The sequence below is a fragment of the Pseudoxanthomonas mexicana genome (assembly GCF_001556105.1).
Taxonomy (GTDB): domain Bacteria; phylum Pseudomonadota; class Gammaproteobacteria; order Xanthomonadales; family Xanthomonadaceae; genus Pseudoxanthomonas_A; species Pseudoxanthomonas_A mexicana_A.
The window spans coordinates 22,713-45,805 of the sequence record NZ_LSIF01000095.1; the positions used below are offsets into that span (position 1 = coordinate 22,713).

The window sequence follows — 23,093 nt, forward strand, 5'->3', positions numbered from 1 at the left end:
GAGCACATGGAAGATGTCGCGACTCGTTATCTCGCCGGTCGGAAGGCATTGTCCGTTGTTGATATCGGCTCCTATGACGTCAACGGCACCTATCGACCGCTGTTCACCAAACCCGACTGGTCCTACACCGGTGTCGATCTCGAGAAAGGCCCGGGTGTCGACGTGGTTCTGGAGTCCCCCTACGTACTGCCGTTTGCCTCGGGGTCGGTCGATGTCGTTATTTCCGGGCAGGCATTCGAGCACGTCGAGTACTTCTGGCTGTCCTGGCTGGAAATGGTACGGGTGCTCGCTCCTGACGGCCTGATCCTGCTTATTGCGCCGTCACGGGGACCGGAACACCGGTACCCTCAGGATTGCTGGCGCTTCTATCCCGACGGCTATCGCGCGCTTGCGAAGTACGGCGATTGCGAGCTGCTGGAGGTCACCACAGACTGGGAGCCTCACCCGGATCCTGGCAGCGCGGCCTGGGGCGATACCGTGGGGGTCTTCCGCAAGCGGAAGAGCGGCCTTCGCCAAGCGCTGAGTCAATCGCTCCTGCGAGCAGCGGCACGTTGGCACATGGGCGCCCGGGCATGAGCATTCCGCTGAATACGAGCATGAGCCTCCGTCCGAAGGCGATCCCGCCCAGTGCCTGGCTGGGCCATATTCCCTTTGCTGCCTGGTTGATCGAAGAGCTGAAGCCGTCGATTCTGGTCGAGCTGGGGACGCACAACGGCGCCTCCTTCCTGGGCTTCTGCCAAGCCGTCGAGGAGAATTCGCTTCCCACCTCGTGCTTTGCAGTGGATACCTGGCAGGGGGACGAACATGCAGGTCACTATGGCGAAGACGTGTTCGCCACGCTGTCCCGCTATCAGCATGCTCACTACTCTGCATTCTCCGAACTGCTGCGGATGACCTTCGACGATGCGCTCGCATGCTTCGAGGATGGCAGCGTAGACCTGCTCCATATCGATGGTTTGCATACCTATCAGGCAGTCAAGCACGATTTCGATACGTGGCTGCCCAAGATGTCGTCGCGAGGAGTAGTGCTCTTCCACGACACCATGGTGAGGGAGCGCGGTTTTGGCGTCTGGCGATTCTGGGAGGAAGTATCGAAGCTGTATCCCAGTTTCGAGTTCTCCCACACGCACGGGCTCGGGGTCCTGCTGGTGGGGAACGAGCTGCCGTCGCCGCTGCATGCATTGGTAGGTGCGGCTGATGCTGATGCCGTGATCATCAATAAATTGTTCTCGGTTTTGGGCAACAGGGTGCGCAGCCTCCAGAATGAAGAGGAGATGTCCGCACGGATGGATGCGCAGTATCAGAAACTTGCAGCAGGAGCGGCGGAGATTTCCGAGCAGTCCGTGATGCTGGGCCATCTGAGGCAGCGCATCACGGATGCGGACCGCGAGCTGGCGGAGCACAATGCGGCGGCCGCGCAGCGGGAAGCCGCCATTGCGAGCTTGAAGAACGATCATGCCGTCGCGCTGCAGGCGTTGGAGCACGAGCTTTCGAAGCAGTCCTCGCAGCTCGGTGAAAGCGAGCAACTGGTCGGCCACCTCAGGCAGCGGATAGCGGACGCCGAGCGCGAGTTGGACGAACACAATCTCGCGACTGCCGCGAATCTGGCGACGATCGCCGAGCTCAGACAATCGCTGTCCACGCGTGATGCCGAGTTCGCTGATGGAGGGGCCGCCATTGTTGCGGCGACCCAGCGGATCGCAAGTGCGTCCGAGCTGCGCGTGCTCGAACTCACCCAGCGCATCGAGAAGAGCGTGGTCGAGGAGAGTGGACGCAGCGCAACGCTGCTCGCCGATTACCTGGCGCGTCATGAAGTGCAGTGCAGGGAGGAGCGTGATGCATCCCTGCAGCGCGATGGCGCGACGCTGGTCGCGGAACGCGAGCGGCAAAGCCTCGCTATGACGGAAGTCCTTGACCGCCAGGCCGGTCTGGTCGCCGAGCTCGACAGGGTCCAGCAGGAGCTTGCGATCGTGCATGGCTCGTGGAGCTGGAAGCTTTCGCGTCCCATACGCTGGACGGGCCGAATGCTGTCGGGTGGCAAGCATGGGTAAGTTCAGGTCCGGCGTCGGAAGGTTGCTCCACGCGATCTACGTCCGAGCTCCGCTTACCTGGGAGACCCGCCTGGCGATGAAATCCTGGGCCTTCCATGCGTTCCCCGCGCTTTTCCGGCACACGAACGTCTATCGCCGATGGCAGTACTTCTCCGCGACGCACGATCCGGCGGCCGCAGCTGTGGATGCTGATCCGGCCAGCGACAGGATCGTCACCGGCGACGTCGCGGGCGATGTGTCGGACAAGCGGTACATCGCGGACCTGTTCGCGCGAGCGACGGGATCGCAGAGGGATTGCTACATGGGGCCGTCGACTCGGCCTCCACCGCTGCATGTGAAGGCGAAGGCGATCGCATTCTATCTCCCGCAATTCCATCCAGTGCCGGAGAACGACGAATGGTGGGGCCGCGGATTCACTGAGTGGACGAATGTCTCCAAGGCGGTCCCGCAGTTCCTGGGGCACGACCAACCCCATCTGCCAGGGGAACTCGGCTTCTACGACCTGCGCATCGTTGATGTGATGCGCAGGCAGGCGGAACTCGCGAAGCTCTACGGACTCCACGGATTCTGCTTCCATCACTACTGGTTTTCGGGAAGGAGGCTCCTGGAACGCCCGCTCGACCAGCTGATCGCGAACAAGGACATCGATCTGCCTTTCTGCGTGTGTTGGGCGAACGAGAACTGGACAAGGCGCTGGGACGGACACGACCATGACGTCCTGCTAGCCCAGAACTATGCGCTGGAGGATGATCTGGCCTTCATCGTGGATCTCGTGCCGTACCTGCGGGATCCGCGTTACATAAAGATTGATGGAAAGCCGCTCATCGTGGTCTATCGGCCATCGCTGCTGCCTGATTGCAAAAGGACGCTCGGCGTATGGAGGGAGTATTGCCGCACCAATGGTATCGGTGAGGTGCTGCTTACCATGGTCCAGTTCGATGTCGACGATCCACGTGACATGGGCTTCGACGCGGCAGTCGAGTTCCCGCCGCACAAGCTCGCTCGTAGCGCGCAATGCATCAACGATCAGGTGGTGATCATCAATCCCGACTACGCCGGCTATGTGGTCGACTACGATGAGCTGGCATCGAACGGCGAGAACTGGCCCGTACCGGAGTATTCGTTGTTCAAGGGCGTATCGCCGCGATGGGACAACGAGGCGCGGAAGCCGGCCAAGGGATATACCTTCGCTGGATCCACACCGCAGCGCTATGGGCGATGGCTGGCAAAGGCTGTCGAGTACTCGAACGCCCATCCCGTATGCGGAGAGAGTCTGGTGTTCATCAACGCCTGGAATGAATGGGCGGAGGGTGCCCACCTCGAGCCTGATCGCGCGTATGGCTATGCGTATCTCGAGGCCACGCGTGGTGCGCTTGAGACGACCGCTGAGAAGCGAGGAGTCCTGGTGGTGTCGCACGACGCGCACCCGCACGGAGCGCAGTACCTCGCGCTCAACATGGCGAGGGAACTGGCGCGGATGGGCCTGGAGGTACATGTCGCGCTGCTCGGGCCGGGCGTGCTCGAGGATCAGTTCGAAGAGGTCACCACCGTGCACCGCCTCTACGACGGCAGGAGCGACCCTCGCGATCTGTTCAGGCGATTGCGGGCGGCCGGCTTCGGGCTTGCGTTGGCGAATACCACGGTCGCCGGCAGCGTCGTAGCGCCGTTGAAGAATGCCGGCTTCAACGTTGTTTCGCTGATCCATGAGCTTCCCGGAGTGATCCGCGATATGGGGTTGACGGCGCCTGCGGGAGAGATCGGCCGGCACGCCGATGCGATCGTCGTCAGTTCGACGCCTGTCCATGAAGGGATCCGGGCCTTCATCGCGGACGCGGAGCAAGCCAAACTGCAGATGCGGCCGCAGGGACTGTATACGCGGAGTCGATACCTTGGCGGTGATGATGCGGAACGACAGCGAGCGCGGGCTGCGTTACGCGCGAAGCTGGGGCTGGCGAAGGATGCACGTGTCGTGCTGACGGTCGGCTACGCGGACAAGCGCAAGGGAGTCGACCTCCTTGTGCGTATCGCGCAACTGTGCGTGGAGCAGGATCCGCGCATGCACTTCGTCTGGGTCGGCCACTGGGAAGTCGGCATCCAGCACGAAGTGATGGATTACATCCGTCGGTGCGGGCTGGAGCGTGCGGTCACGTTCGTCGGTTTCGATTCCGATACGGATGACTACTACGCGGGCGCGGATCTTTATGCCTTGACGTCCCGGGAGGACCCTTTCCCTTCAGTCGTCCTGGAAAGCCTCGCGGTAGGCACGCCCATCGTGGCTTTCGAGGGCACCGGAGGCGGCGCCGACCTGGTCGGCAAGGGCTATGGCGCGGTCGTCCCCGCATTCGATGCGCGGTCCTTCGCCGATGCTTTGATGTCGCTGCAGGGCGACGACGTGGCACGTGACCGGATCGGTGCGCGGGCCCGGCAGCTGGTGGAGACCGAGTTCTCGTTCCGGTCCTACATGCTTGATCTGTTGAGGATCGGCGGCCAGCGACTTCCCACCGTTTCCGTCGTCGTACCCAACTACAACTACGGCCGGTATCTGCAGGAGCGGCTCGAGTCCGTCGTCAACCAGCGCTTCCCGATCTACGAGATCATCGTCCTGGACGACGCCTCCACCGACGACAGCCTGGCGCGCCTTCGCGAACTGCATAGCGGACTCAGTCCGCAGCCCAGGTTGGTCGTCAACGAACGAAACAGCGGCTCGGTGTTCCGCCAATGGCTGGCCGGCGTGCAGTGCGCGCGCGGAGACTACGTCTGGATCGCAGAGGCGGACGATCTGGCCTCGCCGGAGTTTCTCGAGACCATAGTCCGCGCGATGGAGAAGTCGCCAGAGGCGCTGATGGGATACTGTCAGTCCCGCCAGATCGACTCCGAGGGACGGATTCTCGCGAATGACTATCTGGACTACACGCGGACCCTCTCGGAATCGAAGTGGCGCGAAGCCTATGTCGCCACTGGCGATGAGGAAGTTTCGGCCGGCATGGCGGTCAAGAACACGATCCCGAACGTGAGTGCGGTCGTGTTCCGGCGCGAACAGCTCCTGCGGGTCCTGACCGAGAACATGGACGAGATCCTGGCCTTCCGCGTAGCGGGGGACTGGCTGGTGTATCTGCACCTGCTGCGGGAAGGTGCGGTAGTGTTTGATCCGAGGTCAATGAACTCGCATCGCAGGCACGTCAAGAGCGTGACGCTGGATACGGATCTCGAACAGCATCTGGGCGAGGTTCTGGCACTCCAGTCCAAGGCGAGCACGATGTTCTCCCTCGATCCGCGCGTGACTAGCCAGGCGACCCACTACGCAGGCGAGCTTCGTCGGCAGTTCGGACTGGTGGAGGCGGAATGAGCGCGGGGGACGGCAATGACATCGTCCTAGTCTTCGACCGCGCTGGTTTGGTCGGTTCCGCTCTGCTGCGCCATCGGGATGCGCGTGACTTTCAAGTGAAGATCTATGATCGGGGCGAACCGCAGCTGTGCGCGAGGAGTCGATAGGCCTGTGAAGGAAGGGCAAGACCGTCGGCGACTCGATCTTGATCGACGACCCGGTCGGTCTCATCCCGCGGATGGTGAGCGCCGGATACGGCGGCATGGTCAAAGCCGGCGGCGCAAGGCTTTGACACTGTTTCTACGGCGCGGTGCGATAACGGTGGCGACTGGACGGAACTTGATCATCAGTCGCAGGCATGCTCGACAGTTGGACGTCAAGAAGGTAGTTCTTGATACTTCGAAAGCGAGACTGCTTCTTGGCTGGACGCGCCTCGTGGCCCAAGGGGCTGGTCCAAGGCTTGATTGGGTTTAGGGTGAGCAGCATAGACGACCAATGGAACGAACAAGGGGACATTCAATGAGCAACGGTAGTCGATGGATCGATGTCTTGATCAGCAGCCTCGACAAGGAGGAGCAGAGTCCCTTGGGGGAAAAGCTGCCGCCCTTCCCGCCCGAGGAACTTCAGCGCAACACGACGGGCCTGTCTTCCGAGGCCACCCTGCGGCAGGCGTTCGCCTTCTATGAAGACGTCGTCAACGCACATTCCATCGCGGGAAGACCCCTCAACGAGGACTCACGGGTACTCGACTTCGGGTTTGGCTGGGGCAGGATTTCGCGCGTCTTCATGGAGCGCGTGCGCGTGGGTAACATCCACGGAGTGGATGTCGATCCCTCATTCACGGCGCTGACCAACGAGTTCTTCGGCACCGGAAACTTCAGTACCTGTGGAGCGTTTCCTCCGACCAAGCTCAATGCCGGCACATTCGATCTCGTGTTCGCTTACTCGGTGTTCTCCCACCTCTCCGGCCCCGCATGCCATGCCTGGATGGAGGAATTCCACCGCATCCTGAAGCCAGGAGGGCTGGTCGCCTTCACGACGCGGCACGTTTCCTTCATGGATTTCTGCCTTTGGGCGGGAAAGCAGGACGGCGCGAGTTCCTACTGGCGGGCGCTTGGCTCGTTGTTCCCCGACTTCGAGGAAGCCAAGCGTCGGTATGCCGCTGGCGAGCTCGTGCATGCGTCGTCCGAGGGCGTGGGCGGAGGAGGTCCCCGGGATTCGAGTTTCTACGGTGAGACCTGGATCCCTGAGCAGTACGCGCGCACCGCTTTCGCTCCTGGTTTCGAGTTCGTCGCGGGTTACTTCGACGGCACGAAGTACGACCAGTCCTGTTTTGTGTTGCGCAAGGCATAGCGCGGCGACATGAGCGATCAACCGCGCTTGGAGAAGAATGTCCCGGATCGGGCCGGAGGTGAGGAACCCGTGGCACCCGTCGTGTTGCAGGATGCCAAGCCTCGCCTCGACTTCCTCGACGCGTTGCGGGGACTGGCCGCAGCCTACGTGCTCATCTACCACATGGTGTTGTTGCCGCAGCCGAACCTCGCAGTCCCCCGCTGGGCAGAGAAGTTTGCTCACGCGGGGGGAACTGGCGTCACGCTTTTCTTTATCGTCAGTGCTTTTTCGCTCTACTACACAATGCCCCTCAGGCTGCGTGACAGGCATCCGACGCTGTCGTTCTACGCGCATCGCTTCTTCAGGATCGCGCCGCTCTTCTACTTCCTCGTCGTGGTCACGCTGTTCCGGGACTACTGGGCGTTCGAGGTGGTTCATTCGGTAGGCGAGGTGGCGGCTTCGGTTTTGTTCGTGTTCAACCTCATCCCTACCATGCAAGAAAGCTTCGTATGGGCGGGTTGGACCATAGGCGTCGAAATGGTCTTCTATGCAGTGTTTCCTCTGATCTATTCGCGCGTCAGGAGCGCGTGGGCAAGCATCGCCTTTGTATTTGCATGCCTGCTGGGTTGGACGGTCATCCAGTTGATGCTGGATTACAGCACCATGCCCGTGACTTGGAAGCAATCGATACTCCAGTGGTTCAGCTTTCGTCATTTCCCGATCTTTGCGATGGGAGCAGTCGCCTACTTCCTTTTCACCTCCGAAGGTTTCTCGCGAGCCTCGCGGGAGGGGCGCGGAGACATCGGCGCTGCGTTGATCCTCGGAGGAATGTTCGGATTCGTGGCGTTGCTGCAGGGATGGCTTCCCAGTTTCTTCGGCGACGCCTACTACTGGCAGGGGATAATTTTCGGCGTGATGTTGTTGGGGCTGGCGATATCTCCGTGGCGATTGTTTGTGAATCGATTCACCTCCTACCTAGGTAAGGTCAGTTACTCGATCTACCTGACGCACACGACGGTGATTTATGTCATGTCGCCTGTCTATCGTTGGATCTACGATAGATCCGCATCGCTTTCGCTCGCCTTTCTGGCGTCCGTGCTGCTGACGCTACTGGTGGTGCTGCCCCTTTCGAGTCTCACCTATCGTTTCGTCGAGCTCCCTGGAATGAAGCTGGCCAAGCGGATGTCGAAGGCATGGAAGTGATCACCTTCGCCACCGCGTACCCGCGCCGGTCGCACGCAGTTAACCTCAAGGGTTTATCGTGAAAAATCATGTTTTCCTGATGGCGGGTCTTCTGCTTCTTGCGGCATGCAAGGAGCCTAATGCCGGCAGCACCTCGGCTCCTCCTGTGTCTGCGCCTGCATCGGAAGCGCCTAGCCAGGCGCAGGGTGGACAGACACTGTGCAATATTGAATCGATTGATGGGAAGCTTCTGGGTGCCGAGTCCGTGACCCTTGCGACTGGCGCAAAGTTGCAGGGTTGGTTGGGCGATGATTCCGGGCAACCGGTCCAGGACCCGGCACTGGTCATCGCGAACGAGAGCGGTGAACCTCTCAATGCAGTGGCATTGCGGCTTGGGATCGAGCGAAAGGACGTCGCTGCCGCGTATCCCTCGGTTGCCGGACTTGAGAGGTCCGGGTTCGATCTTCACCTCGCCGACCTGCCGGTAGCGCCCGGGCGTTATCGGATTTACCTCCGTTACTCGATTGGCGGGGAGACACGCCTCTGCGACAATGGACGTCGGATCGACATCCCTGACAAGCCTTAAGGCTAGGTGTCCCCGCATCGTCCACCAGTCTCCCAACGAACCTTTATCCCATCGGGGTCCCTAGCTATGAGTCGTAACCGTCTGGCTGCATTCTCCGTAGTGTTGATGTTGGTCGGCTGCAACGTCGAGGAGCCGCAGCCGGTGCCTGCCGCCACAGAGACGCCGAAACAGGCCGAACAGGTTCCTTCCAAGGCCGACGAAACGTCGGCAACCGTGGCCAAGCAGGATCCTGCATCTCCGGCTGACCTGGAGGCTGGGCTCGCCAAGGTCATGCCCAGGATCGTGGCCAAGCAGGAGGCTTACCAACCCATCGAGCCCAAGGGGGGGCGGCTGTTCATGCATCCGTCCGACAGAAGCGCCATTGTCGAGATCGATGTTGCGGGTCTTTCTTCCCTCACCCTGTCCCCTTACATCCTCGACTTGTCCGGCGACAAAGGATGCGCACAGAATTCGGGCGGCGGCATCGTCGAGGTGGTCTGGTCCGTGGACGGCGTTGAGCGGGGCCGGCAGCCGGTCGACCGGCACTACGCGGATCTCATTCCGTTGCAACTGGACGGGGGCTCCAGGTTGAAAGTCGAGGTCAACAATGGCAACGACGTGCCCTGGTGCGACTGGGCAGCCGTTGGCTTCGTGTCGGTAACGCCCTGACACTGCCGGCTTCTTCAGTCCCCCTCTCCACTTTACTTGTCCGCACCAGCATCCAAGGAAGCCAGATGTACGAATTGACGATCCTCATGCCTTGCTTGAACGAGGCGGAAACGATTGAGGTTTGCGTACGCAAGGCGAGGGCATTTCTTGAGCGTTCCGGCGTGACCGGCGAAGTGCTGATCGCGGATAACGGGAGTACGGATGGATCCCAGGCGCTGGCGACAGCAGCTGGCGCACGTGTGGTTCCTGTTTCCGAGCGCGGTTATGGGGCGGCTTTGCTCGGGGGCATCCGGGCGGCGCAGAGCACCTACATCGCCATGGGGGATGCCGACGACAGTTACGATTTCTCGAACCTGATGCCGTTCCTCGAGAGGCTGCGTGCCGGTGAGGATCTCGTGATGGGAAACCGTTTCAAGGGCGGGATCGAGAAAGGCGCCATGCCGTTCCTCCACAAGTATCTTGGCAATCCGGTACTGAGCTTTCTCGGACGCCTTTTCTTCAATATCAACGTGCGTGACTTCCACTGCGGGCTGCGGGCATTCAATCGGGATCGCATCGTTGCATTGAACCTAGTCACGCAAGGCATGGAGTTCGCCAGTGAGATGGTGGTGAAGTCGGCGATCGCCGGCTACCGAATCAGCGAAGTCCCGACGACGCTCAAGCCCGACGGACGTTCGCGTCCGCCGCACCTGAGGACGTGGAGGGATGGCTGGAGGCACCTGCGTTTCTTGCTGGTTTTCTCGCCGCGTTATCTTTATGTCGTGCCCGGTATGGTCATGCTGTGCGTCGGCCTGGCGGGGACCGCGTTGCTTTACAACGGCCCGCATCGTCTCTGGGCAGAGACCGTACTCGATGTACACAGCTTCATCGCATTCGTGCTTATGTCGGTGCTCGGCGTACAGGTCTTGCTGTTCGGTGCGCTGTCACGCGTTTTCGCCTCGACGTTCGGCATACGCCGAGGAGAGAAGTCCTGGTTCGGGGCGGCACGCAATCTTGAACTCCAACTGATCATCGCAGGCCTGCTGCTGCTGGGCGGGCTCGGGGGCGCGTTGTGGTGTGTCGGGCAGTGGGCGGCTATCGGTTACGCGGATCTCAACTACAACGAGTTCCTCAGGCCCTTCGTGATTTCGCTCGCAGCGGTCCTCGTAGGGGCGCAGGTGTTCTTCACGGCGTTCTTTTCCACCACCTTGTCCGAGTTCATCAAGCACAGGTCTTAAGCAATGCTCCCCGAATCCGTCAGGCGGATGCTTTTCTTCGTCATTGCCGGCGGCGTGGGCTTCCTGATCTACTATGTGTTGTCCAACTTCCTGTACTACGTACTTTCGGTCCCTGAGGTCCCATCCGCGCTTTCCTCAATGATCGTGTCCATCTTCCCCACGTATTACCTGCAGAGGAGATTCACGTTCCGAAGTGACGTGTCGGCTCGCGGATCCCTGCCGAAGTACCTTGCCTTGCAGGCGGTCAACGCGGTCGTGATCGGTGTGGCGACACACTTGTGCAAGTCGCTCAATGCACCCCAGGCCGTCAACTTTGCGATTGCGGGGTTCATGGGAGTAGGCGTTTCCTTCTTCGTGCAGAAGAAGTTCATCTTCAAGGGGCGTTGATCGCCCGTCCAGGTGTTCTGAACCTATGTCCGCACCCAACGGCTCGTCAAAAACCCGGATCAATGATCCCAATGCGGTCAGGGACGTCATTCCCGATGCGGGCCTGCGCCCGATGCTGGCGCGAAGCCTGGGCGCCGCGCGTGGTTGGCTGGGCGGGAACCGATTCGACGGAGTGACCGTCGCATTGGCGGACGCCATCCGTGGATTGCCTGGCGATACCGCGCAACAGCGATCGCTGCTGGATTTCGGGTGCGGCAACATGGCGGTGTCCGGAAGGTTGCAGGAAATCGGGTTGGTCACGTCCGTACGTGGTGTGGATACGTATCCCCCGCCGGAGCAGGGTGGCGACAAATTCGATCGTTACACGCAGCTGCCGCCGGGTAGCGTCCTGCCGTTCGAAACAGGCGCCTTCGATGTCGCTATCACCGTAGATGTGCTGCATCACATCGGCGTGGAAGATACGATCAGCTATCTGCGGGAGTTGGCGCGTGTTTCTAAATACGTGATCGTGAAGGACCATTTCGAGTATGGACCGGTCACCCGCCAGTTGCTGCGATTGGCCGACTGGTACGGCAACTACGCCTACGGGGTCAACGTGCCAGACCGCTACTACGATCCTCCGTTCTGGAAGGACGTGGTTCGTGCTTCGGGGCTTCGCGAACTCTCGCTGACCTGTCCGGTACGCATCCACCGGGGCTTGTTCGGCATCATCCTGCCGGCCAGGTGCCATTACGTGTCGGTACTGACAAAGGACGAGAATGCATGAACCGGCTGCGCCTGGACGTCGCTATCTCTGGTGGCGAGGCATGAGGCGCTTCGGCGGCGGTCTTGCCGCCTCGCCTGAACGCAGCAAGTTTTTGCTTGCCGGGCTGTCGATCTGCCTGGTCTTGCTGTTTGTCTTCCTGGCTGCCAACACGCCTCTGGTCATCATGGTGTGGCAGGCATACGACGATGATCTTTTTGTCCGCATCGGCGAGAGCTTCGCGGGTGGTCGCTGGCTGGGACGTTTCAACGCGTTGACGCTAGCCAAAGGGCCGGGGTACTCGATGTTCCTTGCGGCCAGCTACTGGTCCGGTCTTCCCATCACCATCACGCAAGCGCTGTTCTACGTAGGCGCCGTGGGTGCGATCGCGTTCATCGCGTTCAGGGCGACGGGAAGCCGCGCCTGGGCAGTGGCATTGTTCGGGCTGGCACTGTTCCACCCGAAGATCCTCGAGCCGGCGCGCGTGATACGCGACAGCATCTACATGAGTCAATCGCTGCTGGTGCTGGCGCTGTATGCGTACGGGCTTTTCTTCGCGAGCGTCAGGTACAGGATGCGAGTGATGCTTGTCGCCGGCATCATGTTGGGCTGGTTCTGGCTGACGCGTGATGAGGGCGTATGGATCCTGCCTGGGCTGGCGGTTCTCGCCGCCTTTTCTTTCCTGGGGTCCAGGCGGGATGGGCTTGCGTTCGCCACGTGGCTCCGCCCCAATCTCCTGTTCTCGGCTGCGTTCGCAGGCGTACTGCTCCTTTTCTCCACGCTCAATCTGCTGACGTACGGCCGTTTTGTCGGTGTCGACTTCAAATCCGGCGATTTCCAATCGGCGATCTCCGTCATGGAGTCGGTCCAGGTAGGTCCTCCCGTACCGTTCGTCTCCGTGCCCCGACCGACCAGGCTTCGGCTGTACGAGGTAAGTCCCACCTTCCGCACATTGCGCAAGCATCTGGATCCGGAGGGTGCTACGTCTCCTTGGGAGGCCGGTGGTTGCATGTTCAGGCCTTCCGCCTGCGGTGACCTGGGTAATGGTTTCTTCATGTGGGCGTTGAGGGATGCGGCCGAAAAAGAGGGGCACTACACGTCACCACGCGCCGCGAAGAAGTTCTTCTCGGCGTTGACCGACGAGATCGAGGCGGCTTGTGGTCGAGGCGACCTACGGTGCAGCAAGGACTACATTCCGATGCTTCCTCCGCTTACGAAGGAGCAGGTGGGCTGGATCCCCCGTTCCTTGAGAGAGCTCGGTTCGGCGATCTTCTTCCCGGGCCGCTATCCGGGCTACGCATCCGGAGAGGTCGTGGGTGATCCGGCCCGCTTTGAGAACACGCTGGACTTCCTCAACTACCCGGCGCACCTACCAAAGCAGGACGTTCCGAATGCGCACGTGGAGTTGACGGGTTGGTACTACGACAAGTCCGACGGCCAGGAGTGGTTCAGTCTCCTGGTCTCGGATGCCAAGCGTAAAGACGTGGCGCCCAGGCTGGACAGAGTCGATAGTCCCGATCTCGTGATCAGCCAGAAGGACGCCGCTGCCTCCAGGCAGCGATTCAAATTGTCCATGGATTGCGTCGCGAGTTGCAGCATGGTCTTCCGGGCTCCAGATGGAGCATCGACCGAAGTCGCTATCGCGGCATCTTCGGAGCGCTTGCCTGCTCAGTTCTATTCGGTCGGGGATGCGCTGCTCGCGTTCGACAATCCGGGCACGGTAGTCCGGACGCAAGGGGGGTTCCCGAATAGCAAGATCAGGGTCACGACTTGGATACGCGAGGCCTTGTATCCCTTGTACGGTGCGCTGATGCCCATACTGATCGGCCTTGGTCTGATGGCTTACCTGTACGCAAGCGCCAGATCGATTGTGGCTCGGAGCTGGACGCTGTCCTATGCAATGGCGTCCGCATGCTGGATCCTGATCGTCACGCGCGCCATCATCCTGGTGCTCGTCGACATATCGTCTTTCCCGGCTATCCACACGCCGTACCTGCTGCCGATCTTCTCGCTCTGCATTGTGGCGTCGATCTTTTCGCTGACTGCCGCGAGGGACGCGCCGGGGTCCGCCAAGACTGGGGCGCTATCCGGCAGCGCAGCACGCTGAGAGGGTCTGCGGGGAGTCAAGCATGGTGCTGACTCCTCGCCCTGGCAACGCGCTCGCCTCCCGGCAATCCGTCCCATCAGGCCTCGGAGGCCGCGTCTTGAATCTTGAGTGTCCAGAACCGATATTTGCTTGCACTGTCACAGATTTTCCCTGCCAGATTTGCAAAGCGCGATGCGCAGCACCATCGTCATGGGGAGGGCAGGTGACTTCCAGCTGTACGACGATGGACGTCTCCGCAGCCCTCAAGCGCCGCCTCTGTTTAAGCTGACAACGGCTGTTATATAGTGCCGCTTCAGGGGATTGCGTCGTATCCACAGAGGTGTGCAATGAAGGTCCGGGTTGGCGCTTGCGCCTTGATGTTGGTATTGGCTGGCTGTAGCGGACAGGGGTCGGATGGAGGGGTCGCAGCGATGCGCGGCGCCGCGTCGACGGGCACCAAGTCGGGTATGCCGCTGGCGTCGGTGCCATTGGCACGCGCGATTTCTGCATCCATCGCCAACGAGCCGGATCGCGGTGCTCTCATTCGGTACGCGGGCAAGAGCAAGCCCGCAAAGATTGAGGGTGCCTATAGTTGGTACCCCGCCTCGATCAGCGAAGCCCATGCATTGAAGGGTGTCATCGCGGGCGAGATGAATGTGCCTGCTCCCGATGGCAGCAATGTGAAGTTGCGCTATGAGCGCCATGTCGAGGAGACAGATGGCAACTGGACCTGGATCGGCCGCGTTGTGGGCGGCGATCAGCGGCAGGAAGCCATCATCACCTTCGGCGAGAAAGCCGTCTTCGGTTCAATTCCTCAGGCGAACGGCAAGCCCGCGTTGAGCCTGCAGACGCGCCAGGGTTCGCTCTGGGTGGTCCAGACCGATCCCTCCAAGGTGGTTTCCGCGACCAAGGGTCACACCGACATCATGGTTCCCGAGGCCTCCGCGTTGCGCTCCTCCATGGCCGCTGCCGTAAGCCAGGCCGCGCCGGTGGCACAAGCCGCTACGGCGATTTCGCAAGCCGCACCGCCGACATCCGCCAACACGATCGACGTCGCGATCGGTTACACCCCTGAGTTCGCAGCTGCCAACAATGGCGCTTCCGGCGCTGCCACCCGGCTCGTGTACCTTATCCAGGTCGGTAACCAGGCCTTCGCGAACAGCGACATCAACGGCTATCTCCGGATCGTCAATACGGTGCAGGTGAGCTACGCCAACACCACGACTAACCAGTCGGCGCTGTCGGAGCTGACCGGTAGCAATGGTTCCTCATCCGTGACAGTGCCAGCCAGCCTCGCGCCTTTGCGTACCGCGCGCGACCAGTACGGCGCTGATATCGCCGTGCTGGTTCGCAAGTTCAACACGCCGGAGAACGAGGGCTGCGGCATCGCATGGTTGAACGGTGCAGGCCAGACGGCAATCACCAGTGCAGACGCGGCGTGGGGTTTTGCGGTCATCAGCGATGGTTTCGATCAGGGTAGCGATGGAAAGACCTATTACTGCGCCGATGAAACGCTGGTGCACGAGGCTGCTCACCTGATGGGCTCGGCGCATGACCGGGCCAACTCAACCACCTCGACGGGCGCGCTCCAGTACGGCCGCTATGCGTACTCGTTCGGATACAAGACCGCAGCGTCTGCCGGCAATTTCTATACCATCATGGCGTACGGCGACACCGGTCAGACCGCGCATCGCATCTTCTCCACGCCGTTGAAGAGTACGTGTGGCACCGGTGGTAATCTGGCGTGCGGCGTGGCGAACAGCGAAGACAACGCCCGCAGTCTGAATCAGACGATTCCCGTCGTGGCGACCTTCCGTGCGACCTTGGTGCCGTTCCAGGGTGGCGTGGTCAATGATGTCAACGCGGATTCGCGCAGCGACATCGTGCTGCGTTATGGCACATCGGGCGGATTGCTCGGCTACTGGCTCATGAACGGCGCCAGCATCGGCACGGCCTCGTCTGCGTTGCCTGCCCCCCCGTCCCATGACGTGGTGGCGACGGGTGACTTGAACGGCGATGGCCGCCTGGACATCCTTTGGAGCCGTGCATCGGATCGCAACCTGGTCCTTTGGCAAGGCAATTCGACGGGTGGTTTCGACACGATCGGCATCGGTGGCCTGAGCGCAGGCTGGACCATCGTGGGCACCGGCGACGTCAATGCCGATGGCAAATCCGACATCATTCTCCGCTATGGTTCGGCGGGTGGGCTGATGGGCTATTGGCTCATGAACGGCAGTGCCATCACGACCGCGTCGTCCGCACTCCCGGCGCCCCCCGGTCACGACATCGTGGCGCGCGGCGACTTCAATGGCGATGGTCGCCTGGATATCCTGTGGAGCCGCGCATCGGATCGCAATCTGGTCCTATGGCAAGGAAATGCCACCAATGGCTTCGATACGTTGGGCATTGGCGGTCTCAGTGTGGGATGGACGATTGCGGGCGCTGGCGACATAAATGCCGACGGGCGCAGCGACATCATCCTGCGTTACGGCTCGGCAGGCGGTGCACTGGGCTATTGGACGATGAACGGCGCAACCATTTCCAGCGCGTCGAATGCGCTGCCGGCGCCCCCTGGCCACGACATCGCGGCAATCGGCGACTTCAACGGAGACGGTCGCTCGGACATCATGTGGACCCGGGCATCGGACCGCAATCTGGTCTTGTGGCAAGCAAACTCTTCCGGTGGCTTCGACACCATCGGCGTCGGTGGCCTAAGTACGGGTTGGCGTATCGTCAATCCGTAAAGGACCTGGACTGGACAACGCAGCGGCGACCGCTCTTATCGGTCGCCGTTGTCATTTCCGGCGTATGTGGAAAAGAATGAAAAGGCAGGGATCACGCAGGTGTTTGCCTGGTTATCGTTCAGCGCCCCGTCCTCCAGCAACGATCTGTATGGACAGCTCAGCGCCGGCTGGCTTCAAATGACCAGGCTACGTTAGGAACCCACGTCCCCAGTAGCGAACTCCAGTATGCCGAATGCAATGAGCCGCCCATGGGCGGCTCATTGCATTGGATTGTCAAAGCGCCTGCTCCAGCTCCGGCAGCAACTGGAACAGATCCCCCACCAGCCCGATATCCGCGATCTCGAAGATCGGCGCTTCGCCGTCCTTGTTGATCGCCACGATGGTACCCGCGTCCTTGATGCCGGTCAGGTGCTGGATGGCGCCGGAGATGCCGACGGCGACGTACAGCTCGGGGGCGATGATCTTGCCGGTCTGGCCGACCTGCAGTTCGTTCGGTACATAACCGGCGTCGACGGCAGCGCGCGAGGCGCCGACGGCGGCGCCCAGCTTGTCGGCCAGCGCGTAAATGACCTTGAAGTTCTCTGCCGAACCGACGCCGCGGCCGCCGGAGACGACGCGCTTGGCGCTCTGCAGGTCGGGGCGGTCGGACTTGCCGGCGGCGAGGCCGACGTAGCGGGTATGCGTCGGCAGGGTGGCGTCGACGCTCGCGGCTTCAACCGTCGCGCTGCCGCCCTTGGCGGCTTCCGGCCACGAGGCCGTACGCACGGTGGCCACCACGGTCTGGTCGGCCGGCACCTCGACGGTGATGATCGCGTTGCCGGCGTAGATCGGACGCTTGAAGGTGTGCGGCCCTTCCACGGCCATCAGGTCGGAGACCTGGTTGACGCCGAGCAGCGCGGCGACGCAGGGCAGCAGGTCCTTGCCGAAGGTGGTCGACGGGGCGAACACGTGGGTGTAGCCGGCGGCGAGCTTGGCGATCTGCGGCGCCAGCACCTGCGCGATGGCGTTCGCGTTGGCGGCGTTGGCGACGGTCAATACCTTGGCGACGCCGGCGATCTGCGCGGCGTCGGCGGCGATGGCCGTCGGGTCGGCGGCCAGCACGACGACATCGATGGCCTCCGCATTGACGGCCGCGGCGGCGCTGACGGTCTTGGCGGTGGCGGCGTTGAGCTTGCCGTCCAGGTGTTCGGCGATGACGAGAACCTTGGCCATTACAGCAACCCCTTCTGCTTGAGTGCGGCAACCAGTTCGGCTGCGTCCTTCACCATGACGCCCTTGCTGCGCTTGGCAGGCGGTGCGTAGTGCGTGATCTTGTGTGTATCGGCGGATTTCACGCCGAGGTCGGCCAGTTGCAGCGTTTCCAGCGGCTTGCTCTTGGCCTTCATGATGTCCGGCAGCTTGATGAAGCGCGGTTCGTTGAGGCGCAGGTCGGTGGTGACGACGGCTGGTAGGTCGACTTCGAGCGTCTCCAGGCCGGCATCGACTTCACGGACCACGGTGGCCTTGCCGTCGGCGATGTCGAGCTTGCCGGCAAAGGTGGCCTGCGGGCGGCCCCACAGCGTGGCCAGCATCTGGCCGGTCTGGTTGGCATCGTCATCGATGGCCTGCTTGCCCAGGATCACCAGGTCAGGCGATTCCTTTTCCACCAGCTTGAGCAGGGTGCGGGCGGCGGTCAGTGGCTGGATGGCCTGGTCGGTGACCACGTGGATGGCACGGTTGGCACCCATGGCGAGGCCGTTGCGCAGATGGGCCTGGGCGTCCGTGGGGGCGATGGTGGCGACCACGACTTCAGTCGCGATGCCCTTGTCACGCAGACGCAGCGCTTCTTCCAGCGCGATCTCGTCGAAGGGGTTGGGCGACAGCTTGACGCCATCGGTGACCACGCCGGAGCCGTCCGGCTTGACCTGGATGCGGACGTTGTAGTCCACCACGCGCTTGTAGGCGACGAGAATCTTCATCCTGCGGGAATTCCTGTATGCAACGGTGAGGCCCGGCCGCGGCGGCTGGCCGAGGGCAGAACGGCGATTTTAGCCGTCAGGCGGAGGCCATGCGAGCCCGTACGGTACCGTCCGCCAATCGGGCGGCCAGCAGGGCCGCGAACCGTCCCGCGCTGCCGGGGGCCTGGGCGAAGAACAGGGAGGGCTCGGTCAGCTCCAGCTCAAGCAGGCAGGGCTCGCCATCGGCCCCGGTCAGCAGGTCGACGCGGGCATAGGCGAGTGGCGACTCAAGTTGCCTCAACCGGGCGGTCGCGGCGAGCACCTTCTCTGCGAGGGCCTGTTCGGACGCGGTTGCGCTGCCGGCGGCGATCTCGCCCAGCGCCATCGGCGCCTGTCGGGCAGCCTCGCCGGGCGCCAGCAGGGCCGCCTTGCGGATGGCGTGGCTGAACTGCCCATCGAAGTAGAGCAGGGCGGTTTCACCCCGCTGGTCCACCGACGCGATATAGGGCTGCAACATGACGCTGCGCTCTTGGTCGAGCAGGCGCGCGACATGGTTGCCGGCAGCGAACTGCTGGTCACGCCCGTAGCGCTGGGTGTCGCGGGCGCCGGCGCTGATGGCCGGCTTGACCACGAACTCGCTCGCATCGAAAGCGCCAAGGAAGGCGGCCAGCGCCTCCATGGGCTCGGCGTCCGGCTCCACAAAGTGCGTGGGGACCACCGGGATGCCGATGGTCGCCAGGTCCGCGAGATAGTGCTTGTCCGTGTTCCAGCGGACCACATTGAGTGGGTTCAGGAGTTCCGTCGCCTGGTCGACCTGCGCACACCACGCCATGAACTCAGGCAGGCGTTCGGTGTAGTCCCAGGGCGAGCGCAGCAGCACCGCATCGAAACGCGCCCAACTGACCGTGGGGTCGTCCCATGCCACCGCACGGGCTTGCAGGCCGGCGTCGGCGCAGGCATCGAGCAGTGGCACGAGATCGTCGTCGTGGCCGGACGCGGCCACGGCCGTGACGAGGGCGAGGGTCTTCATGCCTGCCAGTGTACGCGCACGCCCCACACGCGATTCCCATTGCCCGAAAGTACCTGTGTCGGCTCCGGGACGCTGGGTAGAATGGCGCTTTCCTCATCGAATGGATCGCGCCATGACGGGTAACCCCGGCTCCGGAGGCAAGCAGAAGCTCTATCCCAGTGCGGCAGACGCGTTGCAGGGTGTCGTGGCTGATGGTCAGACGCTGGCCGTTGGCGGCTTCGGGCTCTGCGGCATCCCCGAAGCGCTGATCGGCGCGCTGCGCGACAGCGGCGCGAAGGGCTTGACCGCCATTTCCAACAATGCGGGCGTGGATGGATTTGGTCTGGGCTTGCTGCTGGAAACCCGCCAGATCAAGAAGATGATTTCGTCCTATGTGGGCGAGAACAAGGAGTTCGAGCGCCAGTTCCTTTCCGGCGAACTCGAGCTGGAATTCAATCCGCAGGGCACGCTGGCCGAGCGCCTGCGCGCCGGCGGTGCCGGCATTCCGGCCTTCTTCACCCGCACGGGCTACGGCACCGTGGTCGCCGAAGGCAAGGAGACCCGCCAGTTCGGCGAGCACTGGTACGTCATGGAAACCGCACTCAGCGCCGACGTGTCGCTGGTGAAGGCGTGGAAGGCCGACAAGGCCGGCAACCTTGTGTTCCGCAAGACGGCCCGCAATTTCAACCCGGCCTGCGCCATGGCCGGCAAGGTCTGCATCGCGGAAGTCGAAGAAGTGGTCGAGGTCGGCGAGATCGACCCCGACCATGTGCACCTGCCCGGCATCTACGTGGACCGCATCGTCCACAACCCCGCCCCCGAGAAGCGCATCGAGCAGCGCACCGTCCGCCAAGGAGACAAGTGATGCCCTGGACCCGCGATGAGATGGCGCAGCGCGCCGCCCGCGAACTGACCGATGGCGCCTACGTCAACCTGGGCATCGGCCTGCCGACCCTGGTCGCCAACCACATCCCGGTCGGCGTCGATGTCTGGCTGCAGTCCGAGAACGGCCTGCTGGGCATCGGCCCGTTCCCCACCGAAGACGAGATCGACGCCGATTTGATCAACGCGGGCAAGCAGACGGTCACCGCCCGTGCGGGCGCCAGCTACTTCGGCAGCCATGACTCCTTCGCCATGATCCGTGGCGGGCACATCGACCTGGCCGTACTGGGCGCCATGCAGGTGACCGACCAGGGCGACCTGGCCAACTGGATGGTGCCTGGCAAGATGGTCAAGGGCATGGGCGGCGCCATGGACCTGGTGGCAGGCGTCAAGCGCATCGTCGTGCTGATGGAGCACGTGGCGAAGGACGGCAGCCACAAGATCTTGCCCCAGTGCGATCTCCCGCTGACCGGGGTGGGGGTCGTTGACAGAATCATCACGGACTTGGCCGTGTTCGATGTGACCGAAGCAGGGCTTCAGCTTGTCGAGATGGCAGACGGCGTGACCGAAGCCGAGCTCGTTACGAAGACGGGCGTTCCGTTTTCGCAATCAAGACAGTAAGGCTATGAAAGCCTACAGGTTCTGGTAATTCGGCCCCGAGCCGCCTTCCGGCGTCACCCAGTCGATGATCTGGTAGGGGTCCTTGATGTCGCAGGTCTTGCAGTGCACGCAGTTGGCGGCGTTGATCTGCAGGCGCTTGCCGTCGTCGCCGTCGATGATCTCGTAGACCCCTGCCGGGCAGAAGCGCGTGCAGGGGTTGTCGTACTCGTCCGCGCAGCGGCTGACGCAGACGGAGGTGTCGTGCACACGCAGATGCACGGGCTGGTCTTCGTCGTGTTCGGTGGCGGCGAAGTAGACGCCCTGCAGGCGGTCGCGCGGCGCCAGCGTGCGGTCCACGTAGTCGCGCTTGGGTGCTTCCTGTTCGCCGACCTTGTCGATCGATGACCAGTCTGCTTTGACCTTCAACGTCCACGGCGAACGGCCGCCGGTGACGGTTTCCCACGCGGCATTGGCCATGCCGAACCACAGGCCCTTCTTGAAGCCCGGTTTGATGTTGCGGACGGACTTCAGTTCGGCCATCGCATCGGAGGCGCGCAGCTTCGCATCGAACCCTTCGGGCGCGAGCTGCGAGGCGATCAGGTGCTCGGCGGCCAGCATGCCGCTGCGGATCGCCTGGTGCGTGCCCTTGATCTTCGGCACGTTGAGCAGGCCGGCGGTATCGCCGATCAGCAGGGCGCCCGGCATCTCGACCTTCGGCAGCGATTGCCAGCCGCCGGTGACGATGGCGCGCGCGCCCGCTGAGAGAATGCTGCCGCCTTCGAGGACGGGCTTGATCAACGGGTGGTTCTTCCATTGCTGGAAGGCTTCCCACGGCTTGTACTCCGAATCCTTGTAGTCCAGACCGCTGACGTAGCCAAGCGCGATCTGGTTGTTTTCCAGGTGGTACAGGAAGCTGCCGCCGTAGATGTCGTTGCTGGCCGGCCAGCCGAGCGTGTGCACGATCTTGCCGGGCGTGACGCGGCCTTCGGGCACCTGCCACAGTTCCTTGATGCCGATCGAATACGCCTGCGGGTCGCTGTCCTTGTCCAGCGCGAAGCGCTTCACCAGCCGCTTGGTCAGGTGGCCGCGCGCGCCTTCGGCGAGTACGGTGACCTTGGCGCGGATGTCGATGCCCTGCGTGTAGCCAGGCTTGTGGCTGCCGTCCTTCGCGATGCCCATGTCGCCGATGCGCACGCCGACGACCTTGCCATCGTCGTCGTGCAGCGTCTCGGACGCGGCGAAGCCCGGATAGATTTCAACGCCCAGCGCTTCGGCCTGCGGTGCCAGCCAGGCGCACATCGCGCCGAGCGAAACGATGAAGTTGCCGTGGTTGCGCATGCCCGGCGGCACCATCGGAAACTTGTGGCCGCCGGTCTTGCTGAAGTACCAGAACTCGTCGTCCGCTGCCGGCACGCAGACCGGCGGCGGATTGTCGCGCCAGCCGGGCAGCAGGGCATCGAGCGGCTGCGGCTCGATGACGGCGCCAGACAGGATGTGCGCGCCGATGGTGCTGGCCTTCTCGATCACGCAGACCGAGATCTCCGGATTCAATTGCTTGAGCCGGATGGCGAACGCGAGGCCCGACGGCCCCGCGCCGACGGTCACGACGTCGTACTCCATCACATCGCGTTCGACATCGGACATCGGGCTCGGCTCCAGCGTGGCGTTTGGCTTCCGGTATTTTCGGGGTTTGCACGGGGCGGGGCAAATCCGCGAGCATCGCGGCATGACCATACCGTTTCCGCTATCGGGGGATGGATCGGATGCCGCATTGCCTGGCGCGCGTCTGGTCTATCGCCCTGCATGGTTGCCGGCCGCGGAGGCCGATGCGCTGTTCGATGAGCTGCGGCAGACGCTGCCATGGAGCGTGCACCGGATCCGTCTGTTCGGGCGTAGCGTCGATTCGCCGAGGTTGAGCGCGTGGATCGGCGATACGGACGCGGTGTACCGCTATTCCGGTGCGGATTTCCTGCCGCACCCGTGGAATGCCGCCTTGTCGTCCCTGCGCGAGCGCCTGCAGCAGGAGCTCGGAACGTCGTTCAACAGCGTGCTGGCGAACCTCTACCGCGATGGTCGCGATGCGATGGGTTGGCACAGCGACGATGAGCCGGAGCTCGGTCCGCAGCCCGTAATCGCGTCGATCAGTCTTGGCGGCGTCCGTCGCTTCCTGCTGAAGCATCGCCAGGAGCCTGCGCTGAAACGCGCGTTCGAGCTGCCGCATGGCAGCCTGCTGGTGATGGCGGGCGACACACAGCGGCTGTACCGGCATGCGTTGCCGCGGACCACACGGAAGGTGGACCCGCGTATCAACCTGACGTTCCGCTGGATCGATCCTGCGCGTCGCCGCTGACGTGCGTGGCGTGGA

Annotated in this window: 18 protein-coding genes; 14 read left to right on the forward strand and 4 right to left on the reverse strand. The window is 62.6% G+C overall.

Annotated features, from left to right (window positions below; translation table 11 throughout):
- The first annotated feature begins 6 nt into the window (after window positions 1–6).
- The 11 genes from AX730_RS16600 to AX730_RS16655 all read left to right on the forward strand — a co-directional run bounded on the left by AX730_RS16600 (window position 7) and on the right by AX730_RS16655 (window position 16,300).
- Entirely contained in the window at window positions 7–576 is a 570-nt protein-coding gene (locus tag AX730_RS16600; RefSeq protein WP_198147232.1) for a methyltransferase domain-containing protein, read from the forward strand.
- Entirely contained in the window at window positions 573–2,051 is a 1,479-nt protein-coding gene (locus AX730_RS16605) for a class I SAM-dependent methyltransferase (RefSeq protein WP_083538016.1), read from the forward strand. Before AX730_RS16600 ends, AX730_RS16605 begins: the two co-directional genes overlap by 4 nt.
- Window positions 2,052–2,127: 76 nt before the next feature.
- The gene (locus AX730_RS16610; RefSeq protein WP_232310288.1) at window positions 2,128–5,397 is read left to right on the forward strand and encodes a glycoside hydrolase family 99-like domain-containing protein; all 3,270 of its coding nucleotides are present in this window, start codon (window positions 2,128–2,130) and stop codon (window positions 5,395–5,397) included.
- A gap of 498 nt (window positions 5,398–5,895) precedes the next feature.
- Complete coding sequence (locus AX730_RS16615) at window positions 5,896–6,729, forward strand: class I SAM-dependent methyltransferase (RefSeq protein ID WP_062358317.1); 834 nt, start codon at window positions 5,896–5,898, stop codon at window positions 6,727–6,729.
- A 9-nt stretch (window positions 6,730–6,738) separates the two neighbouring features.
- Entirely contained in the window at window positions 6,739–7,911 is a 1,173-nt protein-coding gene (locus AX730_RS16620; protein ID WP_062358318.1) for an acyltransferase family protein, read from the forward strand.
- A gap of 631 nt (window positions 7,912–8,542) precedes the next feature.
- Window positions 8,543–9,124: a hypothetical protein gene (locus AX730_RS16630; protein WP_157074318.1), complete on the forward strand. Its 582-nt coding sequence runs from the start codon at window positions 8,543–8,545 to the stop codon at window positions 9,122–9,124.
- A gap of 65 nt (window positions 9,125–9,189) precedes the next feature.
- The gene (locus AX730_RS16635; RefSeq protein ID WP_062358321.1) at window positions 9,190–10,341 is read left to right on the forward strand and encodes a glycosyltransferase family 2 protein; all 1,152 of its coding nucleotides are present in this window, start codon (window positions 9,190–9,192) and stop codon (window positions 10,339–10,341) included.
- Between the two features lie 27 nt (window positions 10,342–10,368).
- Window positions 10,369–10,728, forward strand: a complete 360-nt coding sequence (locus AX730_RS16640) for a GtrA family protein (protein WP_198147233.1) — start codon at window positions 10,369–10,371, stop codon at window positions 10,726–10,728.
- Window positions 10,729–10,753: 25 nt separating this feature from the next.
- Entirely contained in the window at window positions 10,754–11,494 is a 741-nt protein-coding gene (locus tag AX730_RS16645; protein WP_083538021.1) for a methyltransferase domain-containing protein, read from the forward strand.
- A 40-nt stretch (window positions 11,495–11,534) separates the two neighbouring features.
- On the forward strand, window positions 11,535–13,577 hold the full coding sequence (locus tag AX730_RS16650) for a hypothetical protein (protein ID WP_062358324.1): 2,043 nt from the start codon (window positions 11,535–11,537) through the stop codon (window positions 13,575–13,577).
- 410 nt (window positions 13,578–13,987) lie between these two features.
- Window positions 13,988–16,300 (forward strand): FG-GAP-like repeat-containing protein, encoded by a 2,313-nt coding sequence (locus AX730_RS16655; RefSeq protein WP_062358325.1) that lies wholly within the window; start codon window positions 13,988–13,990, stop codon window positions 16,298–16,300.
- Window positions 16,301–16,573: 273 nt separating this feature from the next.
- On the opposite strand, the gene AX730_RS16660 is transcribed toward AX730_RS16655, so the two are convergent.
- The 3 genes from AX730_RS16660 to AX730_RS16670 all read right to left on the reverse strand — a co-directional run bounded on the left by AX730_RS16660 (window position 16,574) and on the right by AX730_RS16670 (window position 19,267).
- Window positions 16,574–17,512, reverse strand: coding sequence for an electron transfer flavoprotein subunit alpha/FixB family protein (locus tag AX730_RS16660; RefSeq protein WP_062358326.1), 939 nt, complete (start codon window positions 17,510–17,512; stop codon window positions 16,574–16,576).
- Window positions 17,512–18,258: an electron transfer flavoprotein subunit beta/FixA family protein gene (locus AX730_RS16665; RefSeq protein ID WP_062358327.1), complete on the reverse strand. Its 747-nt coding sequence runs from the start codon at window positions 18,256–18,258 to the stop codon at window positions 17,512–17,514. Before AX730_RS16665 ends, AX730_RS16660 begins: the two co-directional genes overlap by 1 nt.
- A 76-nt stretch (window positions 18,259–18,334) precedes the next feature.
- Window positions 18,335–19,267, reverse strand: coding sequence for an ATP-grasp domain-containing protein (locus AX730_RS16670; RefSeq protein WP_062358328.1), 933 nt, complete (start codon window positions 19,265–19,267; stop codon window positions 18,335–18,337).
- 112 nt (window positions 19,268–19,379) lie between these two features.
- On the opposite strand from AX730_RS16670, the gene AX730_RS16675 reads away from it, so the two are divergent.
- Window positions 19,380–20,111 (forward strand): CoA transferase subunit A, encoded by a 732-nt coding sequence (locus tag AX730_RS16675; RefSeq protein ID WP_062358360.1) that lies wholly within the window; start codon window positions 19,380–19,382, stop codon window positions 20,109–20,111.
- Window positions 20,111–20,749 (forward strand): CoA transferase subunit B, encoded by a 639-nt coding sequence (locus AX730_RS16680; protein ID WP_062358329.1) that lies wholly within the window; start codon window positions 20,111–20,113, stop codon window positions 20,747–20,749. Before AX730_RS16675 ends, AX730_RS16680 begins: the two co-directional genes overlap by 1 nt.
- 12 nt (window positions 20,750–20,761) lie before the next feature.
- Here the strand turns inward: AX730_RS16680 and AX730_RS16685 are convergent, their stop codons facing one another.
- Window positions 20,762–22,372: an electron transfer flavoprotein-ubiquinone oxidoreductase gene (locus tag AX730_RS16685; protein WP_062358330.1), complete on the reverse strand. Its 1,611-nt coding sequence runs from the start codon at window positions 22,370–22,372 to the stop codon at window positions 20,762–20,764.
- Window positions 22,373–22,454: 82 nt separating this feature from the next.
- Between AX730_RS16685 and AX730_RS16690 the strand changes: the two genes are divergently transcribed.
- Complete coding sequence (locus tag AX730_RS16690; protein WP_062358331.1) at window positions 22,455–23,078, forward strand: alpha-ketoglutarate-dependent dioxygenase AlkB family protein; 624 nt, start codon at window positions 22,455–22,457, stop codon at window positions 23,076–23,078.
- Window positions 23,079–23,093: the final 15 nt, after the last annotated feature.

Excerpts from the sequence above, each read along its gene's own strand:
- AX730_RS16690 (WP_062358331.1), top strand. The coding sequence starts at position 22,455 with ATGACCATACCGTTTCCGCTATCGGGGGATGGATCGGATGCCGCATTG.
- AX730_RS16615 (WP_062358317.1), top strand. The coding sequence starts at position 5,896 with ATGAGCAACGGTAGTCGATGGATCGATGTCTTGATCAGCAGCCTCGAC.
- AX730_RS16630 (WP_157074318.1), top strand. The coding sequence starts at position 8,543 with ATGAGTCGTAACCGTCTGGCTGCATTCTCCGTAGTGTTGATGTTGGTC.
- AX730_RS16655 (WP_062358325.1), top strand. The coding sequence starts at position 13,988 with ATGCGCGGCGCCGCGTCGACGGGCACCAAGTCGGGTATGCCGCTGGCG.
- AX730_RS16675 (WP_062358360.1), top strand. The coding sequence starts at position 19,380 with ATGACGGGTAACCCCGGCTCCGGAGGCAAGCAGAAGCTCTATCCCAGT.
- AX730_RS16670 (WP_062358328.1), bottom strand. The coding sequence starts at position 19,267 with ATGAAGACCCTCGCCCTCGTCACGGCCGTGGCCGCGTCCGGCCACGAC.
- AX730_RS16605 (WP_083538016.1), top strand. The coding sequence starts at position 573 with ATGAGCATTCCGCTGAATACGAGCATGAGCCTCCGTCCGAAGGCGATC.
- AX730_RS16685 (WP_062358330.1), bottom strand. The coding sequence starts at position 22,372 with ATGTCCGATGTCGAACGCGATGTGATGGAGTACGACGTCGTGACCGTC.
- AX730_RS16680 (WP_062358329.1), top strand. The coding sequence starts at position 20,111 with ATGCCCTGGACCCGCGATGAGATGGCGCAGCGCGCCGCCCGCGAACTG.
- AX730_RS16640 (WP_198147233.1), top strand. The coding sequence starts at position 10,369 with ATGCTTTTCTTCGTCATTGCCGGCGGCGTGGGCTTCCTGATCTACTAT.
- AX730_RS16610 (WP_232310288.1), top strand. The coding sequence starts at position 2,128 with ATGAAATCCTGGGCCTTCCATGCGTTCCCCGCGCTTTTCCGGCACACG.
- AX730_RS16635 (WP_062358321.1), top strand. The coding sequence starts at position 9,190 with ATGTACGAATTGACGATCCTCATGCCTTGCTTGAACGAGGCGGAAACG.
- AX730_RS16660 (WP_062358326.1), bottom strand. The coding sequence starts at position 17,512 with ATGGCCAAGGTTCTCGTCATCGCCGAACACCTGGACGGCAAGCTCAAC.
- AX730_RS16620 (WP_062358318.1), top strand. The coding sequence starts at position 6,739 with ATGAGCGATCAACCGCGCTTGGAGAAGAATGTCCCGGATCGGGCCGGA.
- AX730_RS16650 (WP_062358324.1), top strand. The coding sequence starts at position 11,535 with ATGAGGCGCTTCGGCGGCGGTCTTGCCGCCTCGCCTGAACGCAGCAAG.
- AX730_RS16665 (WP_062358327.1), bottom strand. The coding sequence starts at position 18,258 with ATGAAGATTCTCGTCGCCTACAAGCGCGTGGTGGACTACAACGTCCGC.
- AX730_RS16600 (WP_198147232.1), top strand. The coding sequence starts at position 7 with ATGGAAGATGTCGCGACTCGTTATCTCGCCGGTCGGAAGGCATTGTCC.
- AX730_RS16645 (WP_083538021.1), top strand. The coding sequence starts at position 10,754 with ATGTCCGCACCCAACGGCTCGTCAAAAACCCGGATCAATGATCCCAAT.